This is a genomic window from Sphaerochaeta halotolerans, from assembly GCF_003429665.1.
GTDB lineage: Bacteria > Spirochaetota > Spirochaetia > Sphaerochaetales > Sphaerochaetaceae > Sphaerochaeta > Sphaerochaeta halotolerans.
The window spans coordinates 1-21,501 of record NZ_QUWK01000004.1 but is presented as its reverse complement, the minus strand read 5'-3'; the positions used below and the strand labels follow the sequence as shown (position 1 = coordinate 21,501).

The window sequence follows — 21,501 nt, the reverse complement described above, 5'->3', positions numbered from 1 at the left end:
TCTTTCTCTTATAGCATTGTAAGAAGCTCTTCAGGGCTCCGAACGACTGCAAAAGTGGTCTCGTCCTTCGGATGACCCTTGGGGAACCCGAAACCCCAATCCACTGCAATGAAGGGAACATTAGCATCCATCGCACCTTTCTGGTCATGATAAGTATCCCCAATAAGCACTGCATCCTTTGCTTCTACTGCGAGGTCCTTGAGTACTTTGTTGACAATATCTGCTTTTGAGAGCGTTGAATCCAGATCTGCTCCCCTGATTGAGTCGAAATATCCATCAAGATTGAAATGTTCCAACATTTGTTTTGCGAGTTTTTCATATTTCAAGGTCCCTACTGCAAGCAAATAGCCACGATTTTTCAAGGTAGATAAAAGCTGAGGGATGCCTGGGTATGGGTGCGCGTTAAAACGTCCATGGGTATCATATTCCACTCGATAGAGAGAGATTGCTTCATCTATCAGGGAGGGTTCTAGGTTGTACACTTCGACAAAACACTGCGTGATGGGAGGTCCGATAAATTTACTCAGCTGGTTCACATCATGTTCTGGGGGAAAACCCAGCTTTTCCATCGCTGCATTAGCCGATGCGAATATTCCTGGAGAGGTGTTCATGAGTGTACCGTCAAGATCAAAAATAGCAAGTTTGAAGTTCATGCATGCACCATATGCAAAATCCAATCTTGTATCAAGCCATTTGAAGCAACAAGATCACACCTCTCATCGGTAAATGGTTGCCTAGGATCAGCACTCTCCACTTTGCCTCCTGCTTCCTTTACGATAAGCATCCCTGCTGCAAGATCATAATAACCTAGACATCGTTCAAAATACCCATCAAGCCTTCCTGCTGCAATGTAGGAGAGCTCTAGAGCACAGGAGCCAAGGGACCGAAAGTCACTCGTAGCTAAAAAGATTCTTTTTGAGGTTTCAAAGAATTCATCTGCTAATTCATGATGACGATGAGGAGGCACACAAACCATCAAAGCTTTGGAGACATCATCAATATCACTCACCCTGATTGGTTGCCCATTCAGGAAAGCCCCATGGCTCTTGCTCGCCCAAAACAGTTCTTGTTGCCTTGGATTGTATACCACCCCCACCAAGGGTTTAAAAGGTTCCAATTCCCAAGCAATACTGATGGTGTAATTCGGAATAGAGCGAAAGAAATTGGTTGTACCATCTATAGGATCGATAACCCAACGGCCCATTTCATGATTCCCGGTTTTACCGCTCTCTTCCCCAAAAATCGCATCATCAGGGAAATACGTTTTGAGTACCCCAATGATATGCTGTTCCGCTGCTTGATCTGTCTCAGTAACAAAATCATTCTCGTGTTTGCTTCTTACGGAAATATGTCTTGCCACTCCTGCTTTCAACACCAGTGGCCCAACTGATTTGGCTGCCTGTAGTGCAATATCAAGGTGGTGTGCAATATGTTTTTCTTGGTTCATCTCATTCGCTTCTTCTCAAGGATTCTATCACCCAAATTAACTGCATATTTCCAATCGGATTGGGAAAAATCTTCATAGCGTATGGATTGCTCTTCTGCCTGCAACAGTTTTCCACTTACATTGTATCCTAGATAGAGAACATTCCAAGTGGTTTTGTTTTGCATATACATGATAGCTCCAATATTCTCTTTTCGATCCCAAGCACGTAGAGCGTCTCCTTTCTCAGCCATCAGGAACACAGTTATGTCGAACCCAGGTATGGTGAACATTTTGTCTTTCTTGTCACTCAGTTGTGACTGCCTTGCTTGTTCAATCAAACCAGCAGTGCCCATCAAGAGTTGTGGTTCAGCTTGCTTGCAGAATGATACGAAGGGATTCTCTGTCTCCCATTCAGGGCTCAACCGCTCCAAGATTTCCTTCAGAGTAGAAGGTAGATTACCATCCACAGTACTTGTAACCTTTTCCTGCTGAAAACCTGAAAGTTCCAGTTTTTGTTCCGGTTTTCTTTGAGGTTGTGGTTTTTCTACGGTCTTGGCAATGGTATCTGCAAGCAAGAAACGAGGGATACCTGTTGCCAGATTCTCAGCATTCTCTTCTTCTGCTTCCGATGATTTAGGACTCACTTTCTCGTATTTATTATATTCAGGAGGGAGAGCAAGCCGATTATCAGGGTGAAAGGGTTTCTCTTCTTCCACGGGAGCATCTTCCTCCACGGGAGTTTCTTTCTCCACGGGAGTTTCTTTCTCCACAGGAGTTTCTTTCTCCACGGGAGTTTCTTCTTCCGTTGGTGTTAGTCCGTCATCCACACCTTTTACGATATTTGAGAGATGTCCAAAAAAGGAGAAGGGGTTGGCCGGACCTTCGTCCTCATCATCATCTTCCCCCTTAAGCATATCTTCAAGATTATGCTTATCATCTTCATCACTCGTATAACTCGCATGGAACATCTCGCTGCCTTCTTCAGCCTCCTCTTCCATGTCCGCATTTGCAGTAATCAGGAAATCATCATCTTCTTCCATAAGCATATTTTTAAAATTATGCTCATCTTCCTCTTCCATAAGCATAGCTTCAAAATCATGCTCATCATCTTCATCACTCGTATAGCTCGCATGGAACATCTCGCTGTCTTCCTCGGCCTCATCTTCCATGTCCGCATTTGCAGTATTCAGAAAATCAGCATCTTCATACTCTATATCATTCGAGTATGAAGCATCATCAATGATGCAATAGGCTTCCATCTCATACTCATCATTCTCATTTTCTTGGTTAGTATCTCTGGAAGAATTGAACACATCCTCCTCATCAAGATCAAAAAGACTTGGCTGCTCACTTTGTGTAACAATATCACCTGCTGTTTCATTCTCATCAGATTCGCTCTCGTTAGATTCAGAGGCATCTCCTTCGGTGAAGTACGATGCACCTGTAAAGGGAATATCATCTTCTGGAGGAATATCATCTTCTGGGGGAAGAAGGTCCTCTTCTTCTGCATCCTCATGACGATGAACCCCTGCAAAAGGGGAAAGACCCAACAACTCCTTGAGTTCTGTAACACCTTCCCAGCTAGATGCAAGGTTTGCTAGTTGCAAGAAAGAAAGTCTCAGCACCCCTTCCTGAACTTCCAAGGGATAGAGCGTAGGGTGCTTGGTATCTATGATTACAGCGATTGCAGGGTGTGCTTGTGCAAGATTACTCGCCTTGAGGGTTTTCTGTAGATTGTGGACATATTGCTCTGAATCATGGAACGGATTGCCATCGATTTCCTCTCCATGGCTAGAAGGAACTTGCACTACAACCTGTTTCTCTTCATTTTCGTAGAGTGCATCAAGATATCCATCCTGGTAATCTACATGAGAAGTATAATTCAGCGTGCCCAACATCCCAGTAAAGAAAGTAACCGGCACCAGACTCCGCTTTTCAGACTCGATACTATTCCATTGTCTCGCCAGTTCTTCATCCTGCGTGCAGACAGCGCGCTTGATATAGCCATACGCCTTATCGAGCAAGGAATGACCAACAAAGCAGTAGTAGGAAGCATCTAAGCGGATAAATGGGCACTCATCACTCTCCAATCCGTCGCTCAGTAAATGGCTCGCCTCCTCATAGTCTTTTGAAGCAAGAGCATCAGAGAGCAAATACGCATCTCGCTCATTGAGAGTTGCATCACCAAGCACATCAAAAAGGAGAAACTTGTCACGACGGTCAACGATGCTCTCAACCCATGACTCCCATCCCTGTTCTTTGATAATTCTGTTCATGACCGATTCCAAGTCATCAACACGCTCACCACGACTCTTGAGTACCTCAAGTTGCAACATACTCGCTTGCTTGAAGGTTGCATTATCCTCAAGCAAGGAATCAATCCCTTCGAAAGCTTGTTTAGACAAGTGCAGAAATGCAGAGAGCAGTCCATCCAGCTTTGCCGGGAATACTTGATTAACCAGAGCATTGAATGGTTGCAATTGATATCGCAATGCAGTTAATTTCTGCTGTAATAAATCCTGTTCTGGAATCGGGGGAAGACAGAAATCACTCGCTTCTTCCTGAAAAGTTAGCATCTCCTCATCAGAAGCAAACATACCTTGGTTGCGCAACAGCAAAGTATAGTTGTCAACATAGCGAATAGTTTTCTTGCAGAGATCATCAAATAGTTGAGTTACACGTTTCCAATCCTTCGACTTAAGCTCCCTATCTTGTTCATATGGCCTCTTCCAGTATGGAAGCAGACTCGAAAGATAGGCAACCAGACGGAAGGCAGCCTGCTGTGTGAAAAGGTCAGAGTTTTTCTTCCTCAAGATTCTATGCTGTTCCCAGTATGCAAATTTCACCACCTCCAACGGGTGGTATTGGAAAACGATATTCTTGATATTCCGGATATCATTGGAAAGAAAAACGGAGATTTCCTTGAGATTCTTCTGCACCTTCTCAGTCGGAATCTCACCAATGGAAAGTAAATCCCAACCCTCACTGGTTTTCACTGTTGACTCTCCTCGTAGTAGAGCATACCACACCTTTCTCTCTCATTCAAACTTCGCTCCCCATGTTCGTACAACCAAATCATATCGTTTCGAGTGTCTTTGAAGTCATGAGCTTATAACTAGCAAGACCTACTACAACTGATGCTAGAGCAAACAAGGAATAATCCATGAAAAGAGCACGATATCCAAACTGTTCAACGATAAGACCACCCAGACTCGATCCTAGTACCGTAGGTAATCCTATACCAAGCGAAACATACATCGACATACCGAGCGTCCTGTGTGAACGCCGCACCCTACGAGCAACTAAAAAGATTGCTGCCGGATGAAAAAACCCATAACAAAGGCTGTGAAGAAACTGAGCAACCAATACACCACCAAAAGTTGGTACCATCGCATATATAAGCAGACGGACCACCATTGCACCACTGCTGATCATCAACAGCTGGACAGGAAGTACCTTTTTTCTTTGTAGGAGATACCCTGCAAGAATCAAGGCGCCAAACTCACTACCCGATGCGATTGCATTCATCAGGCTGATTGCATTAATCCCCAACTCTTCCACCAGATACAAGGAAAAGAAACTGGCTATGGAGGACATGCTCATCCTGTTCAAACCAATAATCACCAATCCAACGATAAAAGCAAGGTCGTACCACTTACCCTCAGCTTGGGTTGAGTCATCATGTGGAATTTTCGGTCGTTTTGGCTCCTTCTTCCAAGCCAACACAGGAAACATAAAAAGCAAAAATGTCCCTAAAACATGAAAACCAATATTGCTGTTGCTGGTGAGATCAGGCCGATGTGTCACTGCCAACAACAACGAGAAAAGTACAAACCCAATTGTTCCACCGCTTCTCAGTACTGCATATTTCTGCGCATCACCATGTAATCGGTTATTAGCATAACTATCGATTATGGGAATCAAGGATCGAAGGAAAAAGGCCAGTATGGTCAATGCAAACATGGTCATCCAAATAGAAGTGGAAACCATCAATAACGTTACACCCAAGGCAGACATACCAGTACAGAAGAGTATCGTGTTCTTGCTTGATCCACGATTGTCAACATGACGGGCAATCAACAAAGGCCCCACAATTCCGGCAGTCTCAAAAACAGCGAGAAGTAACCCCACCATGTCATGTGAGTACCCAAGGTTTCTGATCATCACCTGCAAGTAGGGATTGAACACTGCCATAATGGCAAAAACAAAAAAGAAAGATGTATAGAGACTGACCATGGATGCATTGTAGGGATTTGTACAACTGACAACAAGACCTTTCTTTACATGGTGATAAATGGACGAGCTTTTTCGAGGGTTGAGAAAGGAAGATGCAAATCCTCAAGACACGAGATAGGAGTATTGCGTCGTTTATCAATGATGCGATTCACATAGGTGGGGCCTAAGCCAGGAACCCTGAGCAAGGCTTCCTTTGGTGCTCGCTTGATCGACAGGGGATAGAAATCTATATTTGCTTTTGCCCAAGCAAGTTTTGGATCATCATCAAGGCTGAGATTCCCCTCCTGTCCAAAGGATAATTCTTCAAAATTGAACCCATATTTCCGCAAGAGCCAATCGGCTTGGTAAAGACGGTGTTCACGAGTCAACAGCCCTTGGTCCTGTAGAGGAATGGAAGGAAGGCCATCGAACAGCTCCAGCTGTGCTTGCTTCGGGGCGGCAACCTGCTCTCCGGGAAGGGAAGAATCCCCCAAGCCTCGTTGGTATGCACTGAAATAGAGCCGTCCCACATGCAGTTCCTTGTACATCCGACTTGTATAGAACAAGATTTCCTTATCCAACTCATTACTGGCTCCAACTATGAACTGACTGGAAGTATGAACTCGTTGATATTGGCTCCCTCTTGCTGTTTGACTTGCAATATACTTGAGCGGCTCCAGAATATCCTGCACATAGTTTTTGGCATCTGTGAGTTTGGAAAAATGATGTTCCCCTGGTGTTTCAATATTTAGGGAAAGAGCACTGGCATACTTGAGAGCTTCATCAATGCTTTCCTTGGTGGATCCTGGGATAACTTTCAAATGGATATAGCCCTTGTAGTGGTAACGGTTTCTCAAGATTTTGGCAGTTGAAACCAGCATTTCCATGGTCCCTCCTGCATCTCCCATGACAGCACTGGAAAGAAACAACCCAAGTAGGGGTCGTTTTGCCTGAAAATCATAGAAGAAGGAAGCCATCTCTGAAGGAGATAGTGCAACAGGGCGAAAATCTTGACCTGTTCTCAGTGGACAATACTTGCAGTCATTGACACATCGATTGCCCAACAGGGTCTTGAGAACAATCCCCGGCCCTCCACTGGCAGTTGTTGTGGGATAGAGCCAACCACTGCCCGTGTTATCCCGTTTACGGTGCTCATTGGGATTTTTGGTCCCACAGGCACAGCTAAGATCATACTGGGCATCACGACTCAAGATATCCAACTTGCTTTGTGTATCCATACCCCGTAAGGTAACATCAGTATAGTAGTTTTGCAAGTGTTTATCGTCTTCGGTATTCACTGATCAAGAGACCTGCCAATGTGAATGCAGTGCCGATGGCATCAATGGTGGTAAAGATCTCCCCTAGTACCAAGGAAGCAAACACAATGGTTATAATCGGACTCAAATAGAGATAGAACGAACTCTTGACCACTCCAATGGTACGCAAACCATAATTCCAAGAGACAAAACAGAATGCTGAAGCAATACAACCGAGGAACAATAGATGATAGAGATAGGGAGCAGATATGGCTGCCTGAAAGTCAAACGACTTACCTTCTATAAGCAATACCACCACCTGGATGATGAGCGCATAGAAAAACATATCCCTGGTGACAAGAAGATTCGAGTATCCTCTTCGTGCTACCAAACGCGTGAGTACAGTATAGAGTCCCCACATCATAATTGCCAGCAATGCGAGGAAATCTCCAAAAGGGTTGATATCCAGAGAGGTCCCATCCCCAACAGTCAGTAAGATGATTCCCACCATGGAGATGGCAAACCCTACAAAGTAGTTTTTCTTCAGGGAATCTTCCTTCAAGAAAAAATGCGTTGCCAGGAGGGTAAAGAACGGAGCAGTCGCAACAATCACCCCTACATTGCTTGCACTGGTATAGACCAGGGCAGTATTCTCCAGATAGTAATACAGGAAGATTCCCATCATTCCAGCTGCTGCAACCAGTGCTCGATCCTTGATTGAGGTATACCCCACCCTTCTGTGGTTTATTGCAAAGAGAAGGGTCAACCCAAGAAGTGAGCGAACCATCAGGATTTGGGCAGGAGTAAAGGCGACCAAAAGCAATTTGGTCGATACAAAGGTAACCGCCCAGAAGGTCATGGTACTGATCACAGCAATATGGCCTAGTATCCGAGCCCTCGGCAACACAACAACAGTTTTTTCCATACTGGCTGGCAGTGTATCTTCAAAGCTTCAGCTCTGCAACTAATGGTGGTATACTGAACATGCAAGAGGAGGCGCCTATGATGACCTATCGAAAGGAACTCTGGTTTCACCTCAACAAACGGCGTGGACTCGTCAACATTACTGAGGCTGTACAAGAAGCAGTTGATGAGTGCGGAATTAGAGAAGGACTGGTGTTAGTCAACGCAATGAACATCACCAGCAGCGTGTTCATCAATGCCGTGGAAACGGGGTTGCATGAAGATTTCGAGATTTGGCTAGAAAAGTTGGCCCCTGAACTGCCCTATGAGCAGTACAAACACAACACTGAAAAGGAGCATAATGCAGATGGCCACCTGAAGCGATCCATCATGGGGCGAGAGGTGGTCATTGCAATTACAGGAGGAAAGCTCGATTTCGGGTCTTGGGAAGAGATTTTCTACTATGACTTTGATGGCATGCGAGACAAGCATGTCCTCATCAAGATCATCGGTGAGTAGATTGATATGCAGCCAAGCCTGCTTCAATGCAGGCTACTGCCCTCTTTAGATCATCGGTATTGAGCACATAGGCAATCCTCACCTGTCGGTGCCCCAAGCCTTTGGTCACATAGAAATCCTCACAGGGGGCAAGCATCACAGTCTCTTCGTTCAAATCAAAATCACGAAGCATAAATGTAGCAAATGACTCTGCGTCATCCACAGGGAGTTCCGCCACCAAATAGAAGGCACCCTTTGGGTTGCTTACCTTCACTCCATCGATTTTCTGTAAAGCATCAACAATGAAATCCCGTCTTTTTTCATATTCAATTGTAACTTCACGGAGATAGGAGTCATCGGTATTCAATGCAGCAAGGGCTGCCACCTGTTCAATGTCAGGAGGACACAAGCGAGCTTGGGAAAGCTTGAGTGCATTTTCCAAGACTTCCTTATTCTTACTGACCAAGGCACCGATTCGAGCACCACACATGCTGTATCGTTTAGAGAAACTGTCGACACAGATGACCCGGTCACTGAACTCCTCAAAAGAGAGCACACTGGTAAACTCCTTTCCGTCATAGCAGAACTCACGATACACCTCATCTACAATCAAGAAGATATCGTACTGCTTGCAGAGATTCAGAAGTTGCAACAACTCATCCTTCGTATAGACATAGCCGGTGGGATTATTTGGGCTGCACAACAGGATTGCCCCAGTTTTACGAGAAATCCGCTTCTCAAATTCACTGATATCGGGAAGAGAAAACGATTCTTCCATAGTGCTGGTGACCGGAACCAAATCAACCATCGCTGAATGAGCAAAAGAGGAAACATTGGTATAATACGGCTCTGGGATGATAATCTCATCATAAGGATCACAAAGCGTCATGAAGGCAAATTGCAGGGCTTCACTGCCTCCAGTGGTGATGAGAATATCCTCAGCATCTACATTGAGGCCATACTTTGCATAATAGTCAGGCAATGCTTCACGTAGCTCCTGCCTTCCCTCACTATTACCATAGGCAATAATACTTTCGTCGTAGTTATGAACTGCTTCAATGACCTGTCGTGGGGTCTTTATATCGGGTTGTCCGATATTCAAATGATATACCTTGATTCCGCGATTGACTGCATCCCGAGCGTATGGAGAGAGCCGGCGGATAGGGGAACATTGAAAAGCTGAGATTCTATGTGACATGTGCATATTAATAACTCCAGATGATATAAATAAAAGTACAACTCACCTACTGATGAACGATCAGATAGTGGGAGGTAGGGGTAACCCGGAAAGCAAGAACTACTTGCCCTCCGGGTCGGTAGCGCTAGCCCCTGGTTTTGGCTCTTGAGCCTGGGCTTGAGCCTGAGCCTGCGTGTTATCGATAAGAATCTGGATGAATTTGCGGTTGTCAAGCAATGGGCTGATGGAACGGCCATGGTGCAACCGGCTGATGACGCGAGCAAACAACTCAGTGATATCCGCTTGCACATACCATTCTTTATCAAGGAGATCCCTCCCATGGAACACTGAATTGGTGCCGATGATCCGATAAAAAATCCCTTCTTTATAGGCTAGATCAAAATCTTCAACAGCTCCTGCATTGAAGAACGGGAGGCTTACCATACAAATAATCCTTTTCGCACCAAGGTTCATCAATTCACGCATAGCGATAATCATGGTTCCACCGGTCGCAAGCATATCATCAGCAATCAGTACGGTCTTGCCTTTCACATCACCGAGCAGGTTGATGCTCTTGATATTGGAGTGTTTTGCATCACGACTTACGATGGAGTAATCGCGTTCCTTGTACAGCATTGCCAACGGGCGGTGCAATGCTTGGGCATAGAATTTGTTTCTGCTGATTGCTCCCGTATCGGGTGCAACCACAACGAGATCAGGGTCACTGAAATCAATGATCTTACGAAGTGCAATCAAGACCTGATAAGAAGCATGTAGATTTTCCAGATGGAGCTTTGAAAAGCTGTTCTCAATCTCCCGGCTATGGATATCCAACGTGATGATTCGCTCGACTCCAAGCATTTCACACATATGGCCGAACATGGCGGCCGTGAGCGCCTCACGAGCACCTTTCTTGTGTTGCCGTGAATAGGGATAGGTTGGGAGTACCAAAGTAACACTCTCTGCCCCTGCAAGTTGGAGTGCATTAATCGTCGTAAAAAGGAACATCAGGTGGTCATTGACTGAGAGGCTGACCGGCTCATTAGAGCCAGCAACTTTCACGGGTTCCAAGTTGGAGACATCATATACAATGAAGACTCTCAAACCCCTAACTGCATCTAGAATCTCTGCTTTTTCTTCCCCATTCGCGAACTTGGTATACTTCACCTTGATGGTAAAATCAGGACACTGAAACGTCGTTGGGCATTTGCTTCTGGGTATTCGCTTGTTGTTCAAGTCATCCATCAACGTGACAGTCTTGAGAATCTCATCTTCACTCATGTCATGTCGTTTAGCCAATGCGCTGGACAGTTTTTCATACCGTTCCAAATAGAGACGACGGAGGTGTTTTACCACCTTTCCCGTAAAATATTCCGAACCTGGGCCTGAGATAATTCCAAGCTTGTGGGGTTTGATGATGCTCATGGCTGAACCATACAACAACACTGCTGAAAGTTCAATCCATTATGGGATTGGAGCATAGCTACGATGATACGATTTTTTTTCAATCGAACGGGTTCTACTTTACCAAGGAGACTAAAAATTGGTACGGTATCACTGATATGAAAACTATTATGATGCTTTTCCAAATTGTCGGCAGCTTGGGTCTATTCCTGTTTGGGATAAAACTCCTCAGTGAAGGTCTCCAGAAAACTGCCGGTGACAAGATGAAGGCAGTCCTTAACCTCATGACAAAGAATCGGTTTGTTTCCATACTCACCGGTATGCTTATTACTGTCATAATCCAAAGTTCCTCAGCAACCACGGTTATGGTAGTCAGCTTTGTCAATGCAGGACTGATGGGGCTCACCCAAGCCATCGGAGTCATCCTCGGTGCCAATATCGGTACCACCTTTACCGGCTGGTTGGTGGCATTATTGGGGTTCAAGGTTGACATTACCGTTCTGGCACTCATTTCCATCGCCTTTGCCGGTCCGCTGATGTTCAGCAAAAAAGCACAGCACCGTGATATTGCTGACGTGTTGCTAGGATTCGGAATTCTGTTCCTTGGATTGAATTTCATGAGCCACTCAATCCCGGACATTACCGGGAATGTGGATACATTGGCTTTCCTTTCCGCAATCAACAACGATACACTCTGGGTCAATATTCTCTGTATTATCATAGGAACACTTATTACGATGGTAGTCCAGTCTTCCTCAGCTGCCATGGCAATGACCCTTACCATGGCATACAATGGTTGGCTTGGAGTTTCGGCCGCAGCTGCTATGATCTTGGGTTCCAATATTGGAACAACCATCACGGCGTATCTCGCCTCCATCGGTACCAGTACAACTGCAAAACGGGCTGCGTGGGCTCACATCATTTTCAACGTATTTGGAAGTTTGATCTCCTTGATTCTCTTCCACCCTCTCTTGACGTTTGTGAATTGGATTACCCCTGGTAACATCTTCGCCCTCTCAGGAACAGCGCTCAGCAGCCAGCTTCCACTCTTCCTTGCCATGTTCCACACGGTGTTCAATGTAATAAACACCATCATCTTCTTCCCCTTTGTTTCCCAATATGCCAAACTCATCAAACGCTTGGTGCCTGCAAAGGCTGAGTACGATGAAGGAACCTACCACTTCAAATACATCGGTGGTATCTTCATCGACAGTCCTGAAATATATATGCTGGCAATCCGTGATGAAATCAAGAAGATGGCAAACCTTGCTTGTAATATGCTCACTCGTTACCGCGGTATGTTCAACAATCCAAATGCGAATATGGAAAGCGATGTCCAGGCAATGAAAAAGGATGAGGAGTACGCCGATCAGATGCAGGAACAACTCTCTGACTTCTGCGTACACCTCTTGCAAGATTCCCAAACCCCCACTAATGCTTCCTCCCTCAACTGTCTTATCAGGGTTATGGATGAGTTGGAATCGGTAACCGACAGCTGTTTCAACCTGACCATGCTCAGCCAGCGAAGATTTGCTCAAGGTTGGGTATTCGACGAGGAGACTGACAAGGACCTCAAAACGTATCAGCAGATTGTTCAGGACTTCCTTGATTATGTCCGAGACCGTATGGACAAGACCCTTACCAAAGCTGAAATGCAGATGGCAAATGAATATGAGGAACAGATTAACAGCTACCGTAACAGGCTGAGCCAGGCTGTCCAGGAACGACTAAGCGGAGGAAAGGCTGACGTACGTGTGGAACTCTTGCTCCTGGAGAAGATCAGACATCTGGAGCACATTGGTGACTACTGCACCAATATTGCAGAAGCCTACCATCAGGCGGTCAAGCACACTCCCATGCTGCAAAAACATACTGAAATGAGCGTTTCAAACCTGTAAATACCTCTCACTACCAAGAAGAAAGGACCTGCTAGGTCCTTTCTTCTTGTCTATTCTCATTTGGCATTCTAGTACAGGACTGTCTCTACACCTTCCAGACCACTGAGTTTCTGGTACACTTCGGCATAACTGGCAAGTACCTCATCACAACCAGTTTTCATCAGAGAGACGAAGAACTGGTCTTCATCCAAACCCAGGTTGCCTGTGGTTCCAATACTGCTCCTGTTCTTAATGGTCTGCACTGGGTCAGCTTTACGGACTTGCTCCAGATGCAACCCAACATCCTTGTAGGTATCACGGAAATTCTTGCCATCAAGCACTCCCTGCAAAACCACATCAGTAGCATAGAGCTCTGGTGTGCATCCTGCAATCAAGGCTTCTTCGTTCACTTGCAATCCTTCAATCATCCTTTGGAAGATCTGTACCAACTGCCACGTGCCTTTTGTTCCAGTCAACAGCGGTTCCTTGGTATCTTGGAAGTCCCGGTTGTATCCAGAAGGAAGGCTCCTAATAATGGATTTGACCCGTGCTGCACAGCTCGATACCACTGAGGAGCGACTTCTTGCAAGTTCAAGTCCATCAGGATTCTTCTTCTGTGGCATGATGGATGAACCCGTGCACAGTTCTTTGGGAAGTGAGAAATAGCCAAACTCAGGAAGGGTGAACAGGATCAAATCCTGGGCAAGCTTGCTCAGGGTAAGCGCAATGTAATCACAACCATCAAGGAGCATTGCCTCAAACTTCCCTCTACTGTTGTTCGCATACAAAACATTGTTCTGAACACGGGTGAATCCCATCTGCTCCCCGGTGAATTGTCTGTCCAGAGGCAACGGTACGCCGTAACTGGCAGCAGAGCCAAGGGGACTCTGGTCGAACAACCAAGAGAGATGCATCAGATGCTGTGCCTCATCATAGAGCTCCTCTGCATAGCTTGCTGCCCAAAGGCCAATGGATGAAGGCATGGCAATCTGCATATGGGTACGCCCCGGCATGGGAACTTCTGCATGCTTCTCGGCAAAGGAGAGCAGTGTCTCACAGAGGTCTCCGGTAGCCTTGCAAAGCTTGATGGTGAATTCTCGCATCCAAATCCGCAAGGCTGTCTGCACCTGGTCATTTCTGCTCCGACCAGTATGAATCTTCTTCCCTACTTCCCCATATTCATCGGTCAAGAAACCCTCAATAGCCGTATGGCAATCTTCATGCTCCTTGGTAATGGCAAATGAATCTTCTTGTTTAAGGACAATGATTCTTTTCAAACCCGCTTCCAGGGAAGCAAGTTCCTCTGCATCCAGGATTCCTATTTGGTGTAATCCTCGTGCATGGGCGATGGAACCTAGACAATCGGCGATAACCAGTTGCTGGTCCAGAATGTAATCGTTGCTTACGGTAAATTCCTCCATCAAGGAATCGAGTGAATAATCTTTCTGCCAAAGCTTGGACATATGTGTTCAGCCTCCATGAATGTGGAAAGTCTATTGGCTATCCCGATGCCTGTCAATTGAAGCAAAGACGCATCATTCATGACTTGGAGGATATGAGATACATTGTACTTGCCATACTCCTGACCATTCAGCTCTGTATTGGTTGTGGCTGCGACCATCAAGGGCCTACCCCTGTCAATTTGCTTAGTTCAGTAGACAGCACACCGCCCACTTTACTGAAAATCAGTTCTCTCGACCGTCAATCTGCACTGCTTGTCTTTGATGAACCCATCAATCAAGATACAATCCAACTCCAAGCAAAGGGAAATCAAGTTGCAAGCAAGCAGGTTACAAAGGCTTCCCTGGTTATTGCATTCAAGGATGCGATGAGCCTGAGTGAGGGACTACCCTTACAGGGAAGGGCTGAGGATCTACGAGGGAATAGTATCAGTTTCTCCCTCTTGCTTTGGGCAAAGAACACCAATCCCCCTTCCCTCTTGATCAACGAGATATCCACCAAGGGAAGCGAAAGCAACCCTGACCGTGTGGAATTATATGTAACGAACAGAGGCAATCTTGGGGGAATCACCATCTACGCAGGGACAGAACAGGAGTACACCGACCGAATCATCTTTCCTGAGCTGTGGGTGGAACGAGGCGACTACCTTGTGATTGCTTTTTCCAAGGGGGAAATAGCATCAGGGACCTATTGCTCAGAAAACCTAGCTGGATTGAGCGCAAACAATGGATGCTTGACGCTTGCCATAAGCCCTCAATGGGATGCACCACTGCTTGACGCTGTTATCTGGGGGAACCATACCACGCAAACCTATGACGGGTTCGGTTCAAAAGCGCTCCTTGGACAAGCTCAGCTCATTGCAGAGGCAGGGCATTGGAACAGCAAGGAGGCCAATGCATCCATCAACAGTACTGACAGCACTGCCACGAGAAGCATATGCAGGGAACAACTGAGAGATACCAACAGCTTGGACGATTGGTATATCTGCGCTACACGTAACGCATCATTCGGAACAAAGAACTCAGAGGAACACTACGAGGATTGATTGGGGAGTAGCCTCCCCATCTCCTACAGATGTTGTTTTACGAATCCTTCAATGACGGACAGGGAGGCTGCACCCATTCTCTGGTCAACTACCTCTCCATCCTTGAAAAGCATCAAGGTAGGAATCGAATTTACATTGAACATGTTTGCAAGGCTTTCTGCTTCGTCCACGTTCACTTTCGCTACTTTCAGTGTATCAGCATACTTCTGCGCCAGCTGTGATACCGCAGGTCCAATCATTTTGCATGGACCACACCAAGGGGCCCAGAAATCCACCAACACCAGCTTATCCGCCTGGAGTATTTCCTCTTTGAAGTTGTCGTCAGTTACGATAATTTCATTCATTGGTTTTGCTCCTCATCTTGCTTGCATAGTACCGGCAAACAGACAAAAAAGAAAGAGATAGAATCCTCATAATACCGAGTATAATCAACTCCAGAGGAACGCAACCGCCCTGCGTTCGAGGATCTTGTCATCAAAAATCAACTCAGCAGTCCCTTGCGCAAGTGACTGGCAAACAAGAAGAGGAAGCAGATGCTCCTCACGTGGGTGGCAATACCTGGCATAGGGGGCATTCTCCCAGTGTATCAATGCCTGTTTTCTACTCTCAATAGGCTTATCGGTACTGCATGTATCAATAAGAAAGTTCTGAAATGCATTGTTCTGTTCGTCATCTCCTTTCCAAAATTGCCGAATGTTATGAAACGAAAATCCAGAGCCTATAAAAAGAATGTCTTCATCAAGCAAAGGTCTGAGCTTCTCTCCAAGATTCCAGTGATCTGCAGCTGAGAGGGAAGAAAGAAGTGAGAGTTGTATGGTTGGAATGGAGGCTTCTGGATACATCAGACTGAGTGGAATAAACATTCCATGGTCGAACCCACGTGTTTCACTCAGCACAGCATCCCCTAGTAGAGTTGCAATGCTCTTGGCAAGATCTGGATTGCCAAGAGCTGGATAGGTTATCTCATACGCTTCTTTAGGGAAACCATAATAGTCATATAGCAACCAAGGAGTTGGAGATGCGATAAGTGTTGGCTTTTCCTCCTCCCAATGCGCACTAACGACTACAATTGACTTGGGTCGTGGCAAAACGTTGCCAAGCTGTTTCATAAAGCGTATCATCGCTCTATGTGAAGGGTCTCCCAAGAGGGGAAGTGGTCCCCCACCGTGAGAAAAATAGACAATCTTAGCTTTCATCCACATCCTCCCGTTTTCTGCAAGTATACACCATGAGCTCGTAAAAGGATAGCAAATTACTAGGGGATCATCCCCTGTTGCTGAAGAAACACAGCTCCAAGAAAGAATTCTCTGAACAAAAAAACGAAGGAGGACGTGGAGGGACTCCTTGCTGTAATGCTGGCGCAATGAAAGGTATCAATACCCCAGGGCAAGCCCTGGACTCAGGAGGCGTTGCCTCATTTTCCGCCTCAAGGGACGGGGTATCTCACCTTGCTTTCCCGGCACTCTCTCGGGAGAGGAACCTTCCTGCTGATTCCTTTCCTCTCGCTCCGTTGGGGAATGAAACGAATGGTATGATACATCAGTTTTTACATGCTACAATGCACAGAGGGGAAACCGATTGATAGGAGAATGATTCAGCCAAGAATAGTAATGAGCTTTCTCCACTTCTGATTAGAACCAAGGAGTAGATACCGTGCCTAAAAAGACAGACAAAAAAACCAGCGGGAATCCAACCAAGAAACAAAAAACACAAGGGAAAATGATTAAGGGATACCTTTCCGTTCATGCAAAGGGATTCGGTTTCGTACTCGTCAAGAAAGGAACTGATATCTTTATTCCGTTGGAACATATGCTGAATGCTATGGATGGAGACTATGTTTCTGCTGAAATACTGAAAAAGATACCAAAGAAGAATCCTGAAGGTAGAATTGTCAAAATCCTCAAATTACAGGAAAAAGAGATCATTGGTGTTTTTAAAAGAAGCAAGGAAGGCGGGTTAGTCATTCCGAGCGATGAACGGTACAACAATCCAATCATTATTCCGAAGGATTCCTTATCTTCCCCAAAGATAGGGAGAATGCCAAAGAATGGTGAGTTTGTGGTGATAAAGAGGACTGGGTGGAAGGAAGATGACCATACTGTTACAGGAACCATCATTGATATCCTTGGAAAGCCGGAAAACAAGGAGATGGATCTCCTTATGGTTGCCCGAAACAACAATTTGACGATTCCATTTCCAACACAAGTAAACAAGGAACTTTCCAAGCTTCCCGAATTTGACCTACAAACTGAATTGAAAAAACGTGAGGACTATCGATTGATACCCTGTTTTACCATTGACCCGGAATCTGCAAAGGATTTTGATGATGCTATCTCCCTCACACAATTGGAAAACGGTCGTTTTGAACTGGGAGTACATATTGCCGATGTCTCCCACTATGTAAGTGAGGGGTCAGCCATAGATAAAGAAGCATATGAACGAGGGACTTCTGTCTATTTTGTAAATAACGTAATTCCCATGCTTCCTGAGCGGCTTTCCAATGATCTTTGCAGCCTCAAACCACACACTGACCGCCTTGCTTTCTCGGTGATCATGGAAATCGATTCCCGAGGCATTGTGCAGACGTATCGGATCAAAGAGACCATTATCAGGAGTGCAGAGCGTTTTACCTATGAAGAGGTGGAAGCAATAATCAAAGGGAAGAAGCATGCACATGCTAAGACTATTCATCTTATGCAAATGCTCTCTCTTGTTCTTCGCAGAGCGAGGGAAGAAATGGGTTCCATTGATTTTGACATCTCTGAGGCGGCAATCTCTCTTGACGAGCAGGGAGTTCCCTATGCTATTAAGCCACGAGAAAGAATTGAGTCAAACCGGTTGATTGAGGAGTTCATGCTTGTTGCCAACCGTACTGTTGCTAACCATATTGCAAAGCAAGATACCAATAAGAACCAGAAGCCATTTGTCTATAGGGTCCATGAAAAGCCCGATAAGCAGTCAATACAAAGCTTTCTTGCACTTCTTGAGCGATTGGGCTTGAAATACCAACTTGACAAGGAAGTTGAATCAGATGACTACAGGAAAATACTCGATATTGTCGAAAACCTTGACGAAAAATACTTTATCGAGAAAGTTGCTCTCAGATCTATGACAAAAGCATATTACAGCACAAAGAACAAAGGCCATTTTGGCTTGGCTTTTGACGCCTACACCCATTTCACCTCTCCGATTAGAAGGTATCCCGATTTGGTGGTGCATCGGCTGTTGAAATACTATGCAAGCAAGGAGAACAATAAAAAGGGAATTGCAAAATCCGAAACGGCAACCTTGTCTACGAAGCTAGAATCAATCTGTACACACTGCTCAGAGCGGGAGATCAGGGCAACCCAGGCTGAACGTGAATTCATCAAGATTAAATCGATGGAATTCCTCTCATCAAAGGTAGGAGAGACATACGATGGGATCATCTCCGGTATAGCGAGCTTTGGAATGTTCGTGGAGTTGTCTCACTATGTCATTGAGGGGTTGGTGCATATCTCTGAGCTCAAAGGAGACCACTACGATTTTGATAAAGAGGAATTCACACTCACCGGGCGAAAGACTGGAAAAGTCTATCGCATGGGGGACGCGGTTACCATCAAGATCAAAAGTGTATCCAAAGAGGAGAAACGAGCCGACTTCTCTCTTGTATGACCTCTCAGAAAGGACAGAGGAGTATGAGAATGTCAGAAACCATGGCATTGCTCTACGCGAGGGTTTTCAGAGTAGTGCAAGTCAAGGTGTATCCGAAATCGAAATGGGATTACGCCTTACATACAACACAATCAAGGTTTCCATGATCCATGTTTATCAAATTCACGAACCAATAAAACAAAGAGAGAGCCGAGAGTCTTCAATATAAATCGTCTTGTGTCTTCATCGATGTCCTTGATGGCATATACTGCGGCAAATATTTTCCCTTTTTTATTGAGCAACAGGTCTTTGAAGGTTTTTGCATTTGTGGATTTTATGACATGATAAAGAGAATCCACAAAGACTTCCCTTTGTTCCTTGTCAAACGATGATACCCATTTATTCAAGACCCTGTTGAAATAGGAAGCATTTCCCTTCAGATTGTCTGCATATTGAAAATCGACACCATTGACCAGCCAGGAAAAGGGATCATGTTGCATAATCCAAAATCGATTGCTTTTGACTACCTTGAATTCCTCCTGTTGTTGTAGGAGCATCCCTATCAAAGAAGACTGCGGCAACGTCTTTCTGATTTTATATTTCGTTTTCGCATAGTTTTCGCTGAGGAAAATATCGTCAGTGAATCCTGGGCCATCATGACTGAATATAACATGTATCCTATCCTGAATGCTTTGTTCACAATACATTGAGGCATACACGGCGATATTGCCTCCTTTTGAGTGCCCTCCAACAAGCATAGTCCGATATGGGCTTCCAACGAACCTGTTCAGGTATTTTACACCTTCCTCTTGGGAAGGAACTGGATTAAGGAATGCCATATTGAAGTCTTCTTTCCATCCCACGAATGTTGAATCAGTTCCTCGGAAGGCAACGTATGCTATCCCCTCACCAATCAGAAACGTAATTGCAGAAAACTGCTTTTCCTGAACTGGATCTGTATGTTCCACGTACCAGGTCATCCTTATATCTTGGAATCTTGGGCTATCGGCAAGAGCCGACAACAGCTTTCGATTGTTCCTCTTATCACGAACGTCCAGGAAAAGCGACTCCAAATTATCCTGTTCCATGAGCTCCCGTACACTGATAGAACCATACAGTGAAGAGATTCCAGGCACAAATCCGTTGAATCGTAGATACGCGAATTGTGACAATACGAGACTGTCGACTTCGCAGAAAGGCCTTGAATCAAAGCTATCCTTTGCCAATTTGACATAATCAATTATGTTACCCATTCCCTGTCCTTTTTTGATTGGATATTTGGATGTCTACGTTTCATACAGCAATCCATCTTGATGCAATCTCACTTAGGGAGTTTTAACACGGAAACCAGATCCTTTGATGAGCCAACCATACTGACCAACAAAGACTTTTGATAGCGGTAGAAGATGTTTGAAAGGGGCTACATATGAATCATATAGTATATCCTTTTCCATCTTATTTCTATCTCAAAATACATTCGAGTATTCTCAAGTGCAATCCCTGCATGCCTCATGGCATGGCGGGGATGGTTCTCTCTTCTCCAATCATACAGGAAGAAATCGTGCAGGGGAGCCCCCTAGCACATGACTCCTTGTCCAAGCCGAAGGCATCTGCTAGATACCATGAAGCCTGTGATATCACCAAGGAATGGCTCAGGGGAGATGCCTGATGATGCCTAATGCTAGCCATGGATCCGACCTTTCTGTTCGCGAGCAAGTCTTCTATCGCCTTAATGTAACACTTCTTCAATGAAAGGTATCAATATCCCAGGGCAAGCCCTGGACTCAGGAGGCGTTGCCTCCTTTTCCGCCCCAAGGGACGGGGTATCTCACCTTGCTTTCCCGGCACTCGCTCGGGAGAGGAACCATCATGCTGATTCCTTTCCTCTCGCTCCGTTGGGGAATAAAATAAAAATCAGAATCTGCATACGGGTGGTAATTTCCGAGGCCATTGAGGGTATAGATAGGTTTTATGGGTAAATATGTAAACAACCTCAGAACCTGGGGAGCGTCTTAAGATCCTTGTAGTCCAGGTTCGCAAAGAAGTCCGAGATATAATGCTCGACCTCCTCGATCCATTTCCCGGAGGCGGCTTTCGCCCTGAGAGTGACCATGTTCTGCGCGGTGGCCGCGTCCCAGCGCATACCCGCCTGCTTCAGCCGACGCTGGAGCACCGTCTTGTTGCTGCTCTCGATCGCGCCGCTGCCGACATACAGGCCCTCATCGCGATATTTCTTGTAGTCGATGTTCCCGATGTTGTTGGTCAGATACGTATACAGGTTCACCACATTCGGAATCGTTTTGCCTTTGTAGGAGGCCACTTCGTCGATCACCCTGCGGTATTGTCCATCCTTGAGCAGCGCCGACATCTGCTGCGCCCACGGGACGGCACGGCTCTCGTCGTTGTTGAAACGGTACCGGGCGAAGCTGTGGATGTTCTCTATGGCATGGTAGAGATCCAGGATCTGCTGGGCGTCGGGGAAGAACTCCTCCTTGAGGTTCCGTATCCAGGTCGCGCCGTCGCTGATGATGTGTTTTGTCAAGAGAAATTGGATAAAATGGTAGTGGGAATTCCCTATTCTGGTACTGTTCGAAAATACTCACTAT

General features: G+C 45.6%; 20 protein-coding genes. 7 read left to right on the top strand and 13 right to left on the bottom strand.

All coding sequences use genetic code 11. From position 1 onward, the window contains the following. Positions 1 to 8: 8 nt before the first annotated feature. From DYP60_RS04455 to DYP60_RS04430, 6 genes are all read right to left on the bottom strand, one after another. Positions 9 to 653, bottom strand: coding sequence for an HAD hydrolase-like protein (locus DYP60_RS04455; RefSeq protein WP_117329687.1), 645 nt, complete (start codon positions 651 to 653; stop codon positions 9 to 11). Continuing rightward, positions 650 to 1,447 (bottom strand): inositol monophosphatase family protein, encoded by a 798-nt coding sequence (locus tag DYP60_RS04450; protein WP_117329686.1) that lies wholly within the window; start codon positions 1,445 to 1,447, stop codon positions 650 to 652. The genes DYP60_RS04455 and DYP60_RS04450 overlap by 4 nt, the downstream gene beginning before the upstream one ends. Next, on the bottom strand, positions 1,444 to 4,422 hold the full coding sequence (locus DYP60_RS04445) for a hypothetical protein (protein ID WP_117329685.1): 2,979 nt from the start codon (positions 4,420 to 4,422) through the stop codon (positions 1,444 to 1,446). The genes DYP60_RS04450 and DYP60_RS04445 overlap by 4 nt, the downstream gene beginning before the upstream one ends. Positions 4,423 to 4,501: 79 nt before the next feature. Beyond that, entirely contained in the window at positions 4,502 to 5,662 is a 1,161-nt protein-coding gene (locus DYP60_RS04440; protein ID WP_117329684.1) for an MFS transporter, read from the bottom strand. Between the two features lie 44 nt (positions 5,663 to 5,706). Further along, positions 5,707 to 6,879 carry a radical SAM protein gene (locus DYP60_RS04435; protein WP_117329861.1) on the bottom strand — a complete coding sequence of 391 codons (1,173 nt, stop codon included), beginning with the start codon at positions 6,877 to 6,879 and terminating at the stop codon, positions 5,707 to 5,709. Positions 6,880 to 6,919: 40 nt separating this feature from the next. Further along, positions 6,920 to 7,822, bottom strand: coding sequence for a DMT family transporter (locus DYP60_RS04430; RefSeq protein ID WP_117329683.1), 903 nt, complete (start codon positions 7,820 to 7,822; stop codon positions 6,920 to 6,922). A gap of 77 nt (positions 7,823 to 7,899) precedes the next feature. On the opposite strand from DYP60_RS04430, the gene DYP60_RS04425 reads away from it, so the two are divergent. After that, positions 7,900 to 8,319 (top strand): secondary thiamine-phosphate synthase enzyme YjbQ, encoded by a 420-nt coding sequence (locus DYP60_RS04425; RefSeq protein ID WP_117329682.1) that lies wholly within the window; start codon positions 7,900 to 7,902, stop codon positions 8,317 to 8,319. Here DYP60_RS04425 and DYP60_RS04420 read toward each other — a convergent pair. Together DYP60_RS04420 and prs are read right to left on the bottom strand one after the other, a co-directional pair. Further along, a complete protein-coding gene (locus DYP60_RS04420) occupies positions 8,306 to 9,502 on the bottom strand; it encodes a pyridoxal phosphate-dependent aminotransferase (RefSeq protein WP_117329681.1) in 1,197 nt (398 codons plus the stop codon). The two genes, DYP60_RS04425 and DYP60_RS04420, sit on opposite strands and share 14 nt — an antisense overlap. A gap of 93 nt (positions 9,503 to 9,595) precedes the next feature. Beyond that, positions 9,596 to 10,900, bottom strand: a complete 1,305-nt coding sequence (gene prs / locus DYP60_RS04415) for a ribose-phosphate diphosphokinase (protein ID WP_117329860.1) — start codon at positions 10,898 to 10,900, stop codon at positions 9,596 to 9,598. A gap of 137 nt (positions 10,901 to 11,037) precedes the next feature. On the opposite strand from prs, the gene DYP60_RS04410 reads away from it, so the two are divergent. Further along, complete coding sequence (locus DYP60_RS04410) at positions 11,038 to 12,777, top strand: Na/Pi cotransporter family protein (RefSeq protein ID WP_117329680.1); 1,740 nt, start codon at positions 11,038 to 11,040, stop codon at positions 12,775 to 12,777. Positions 12,778 to 12,845: 68 nt separating this feature from the next. On the opposite strand, the gene argH is transcribed toward DYP60_RS04410, so the two are convergent. Then, positions 12,846 to 14,219 (bottom strand): argininosuccinate lyase, encoded by a 1,374-nt coding sequence (gene argH / locus DYP60_RS04405; protein WP_117329679.1) that lies wholly within the window; start codon positions 14,217 to 14,219, stop codon positions 12,846 to 12,848. Positions 14,220 to 14,311: 92 nt separating this feature from the next. On the opposite strand from argH, the gene DYP60_RS04400 reads away from it, so the two are divergent. Next, positions 14,312 to 15,262 (top strand): lipoprotein TP_1001-related protein, encoded by a 951-nt coding sequence (locus DYP60_RS04400; protein WP_133299284.1) that lies wholly within the window; start codon positions 14,312 to 14,314, stop codon positions 15,260 to 15,262. A 23-nt stretch (positions 15,263 to 15,285) separates the two neighbouring features. Here the strand turns inward: DYP60_RS04400 and trxA are convergent, their stop codons facing one another. Next, entirely contained in the window at positions 15,286 to 15,606 is a 321-nt protein-coding gene (gene trxA, locus DYP60_RS04395) for a thioredoxin (protein ID WP_117329677.1), read from the bottom strand. A gap of 84 nt (positions 15,607 to 15,690) precedes the next feature. Beyond that, on the bottom strand, positions 15,691 to 16,458 hold the full coding sequence (locus tag DYP60_RS04390; protein WP_117329676.1) for a DODA-type extradiol aromatic ring-opening family dioxygenase: 768 nt from the start codon (positions 16,456 to 16,458) through the stop codon (positions 15,691 to 15,693). Positions 16,459 to 16,625: 167 nt separating this feature from the next. On the opposite strand from DYP60_RS04390, the gene DYP60_RS04385 reads away from it, so the two are divergent. Both DYP60_RS04385 and rnr read left to right on the top strand, forming a co-directional pair. Continuing rightward, complete coding sequence (locus DYP60_RS04385; protein ID WP_133299283.1) at positions 16,626 to 16,844, top strand: hypothetical protein; 219 nt, start codon at positions 16,626 to 16,628, stop codon at positions 16,842 to 16,844. Positions 16,845 to 16,915: 71 nt separating this feature from the next. Continuing rightward, positions 16,916 to 18,916: a ribonuclease R gene (gene rnr / locus DYP60_RS04380; RefSeq protein ID WP_117329674.1), complete on the top strand. Its 2,001-nt coding sequence runs from the start codon at positions 16,916 to 16,918 to the stop codon at positions 18,914 to 18,916. A gap of 131 nt (positions 18,917 to 19,047) precedes the next feature. Here the strand turns inward: rnr and DYP60_RS04375 are convergent, their stop codons facing one another. Beyond that, entirely contained in the window at positions 19,048 to 20,148 is a 1,101-nt protein-coding gene (locus DYP60_RS04375) for an Mbeg1-like protein (RefSeq protein ID WP_117329673.1), read from the bottom strand. A gap of 251 nt (positions 20,149 to 20,399) precedes the next feature. On the opposite strand from DYP60_RS04375, the gene DYP60_RS14155 reads away from it, so the two are divergent. Then, complete coding sequence (locus DYP60_RS14155) at positions 20,400 to 20,564, top strand: hypothetical protein (protein ID WP_165849498.1); 165 nt, start codon at positions 20,400 to 20,402, stop codon at positions 20,562 to 20,564. Positions 20,565 to 20,643: 79 nt separating this feature from the next. Then, positions 20,644 to 20,874: a hypothetical protein gene (locus DYP60_RS04365; protein WP_117329671.1), complete on the top strand. Its 231-nt coding sequence runs from the start codon at positions 20,644 to 20,646 to the stop codon at positions 20,872 to 20,874. A 14-nt stretch (positions 20,875 to 20,888) separates the two neighbouring features. Here the strand turns inward: DYP60_RS04365 and DYP60_RS04360 are convergent, their stop codons facing one another. Continuing rightward, positions 20,889 to 21,437: a hypothetical protein gene (locus DYP60_RS04360; protein WP_117329670.1), complete on the bottom strand. Its 549-nt coding sequence runs from the start codon at positions 21,435 to 21,437 to the stop codon at positions 20,889 to 20,891. Positions 21,438 to 21,501: the final 64 nt, after the last annotated feature.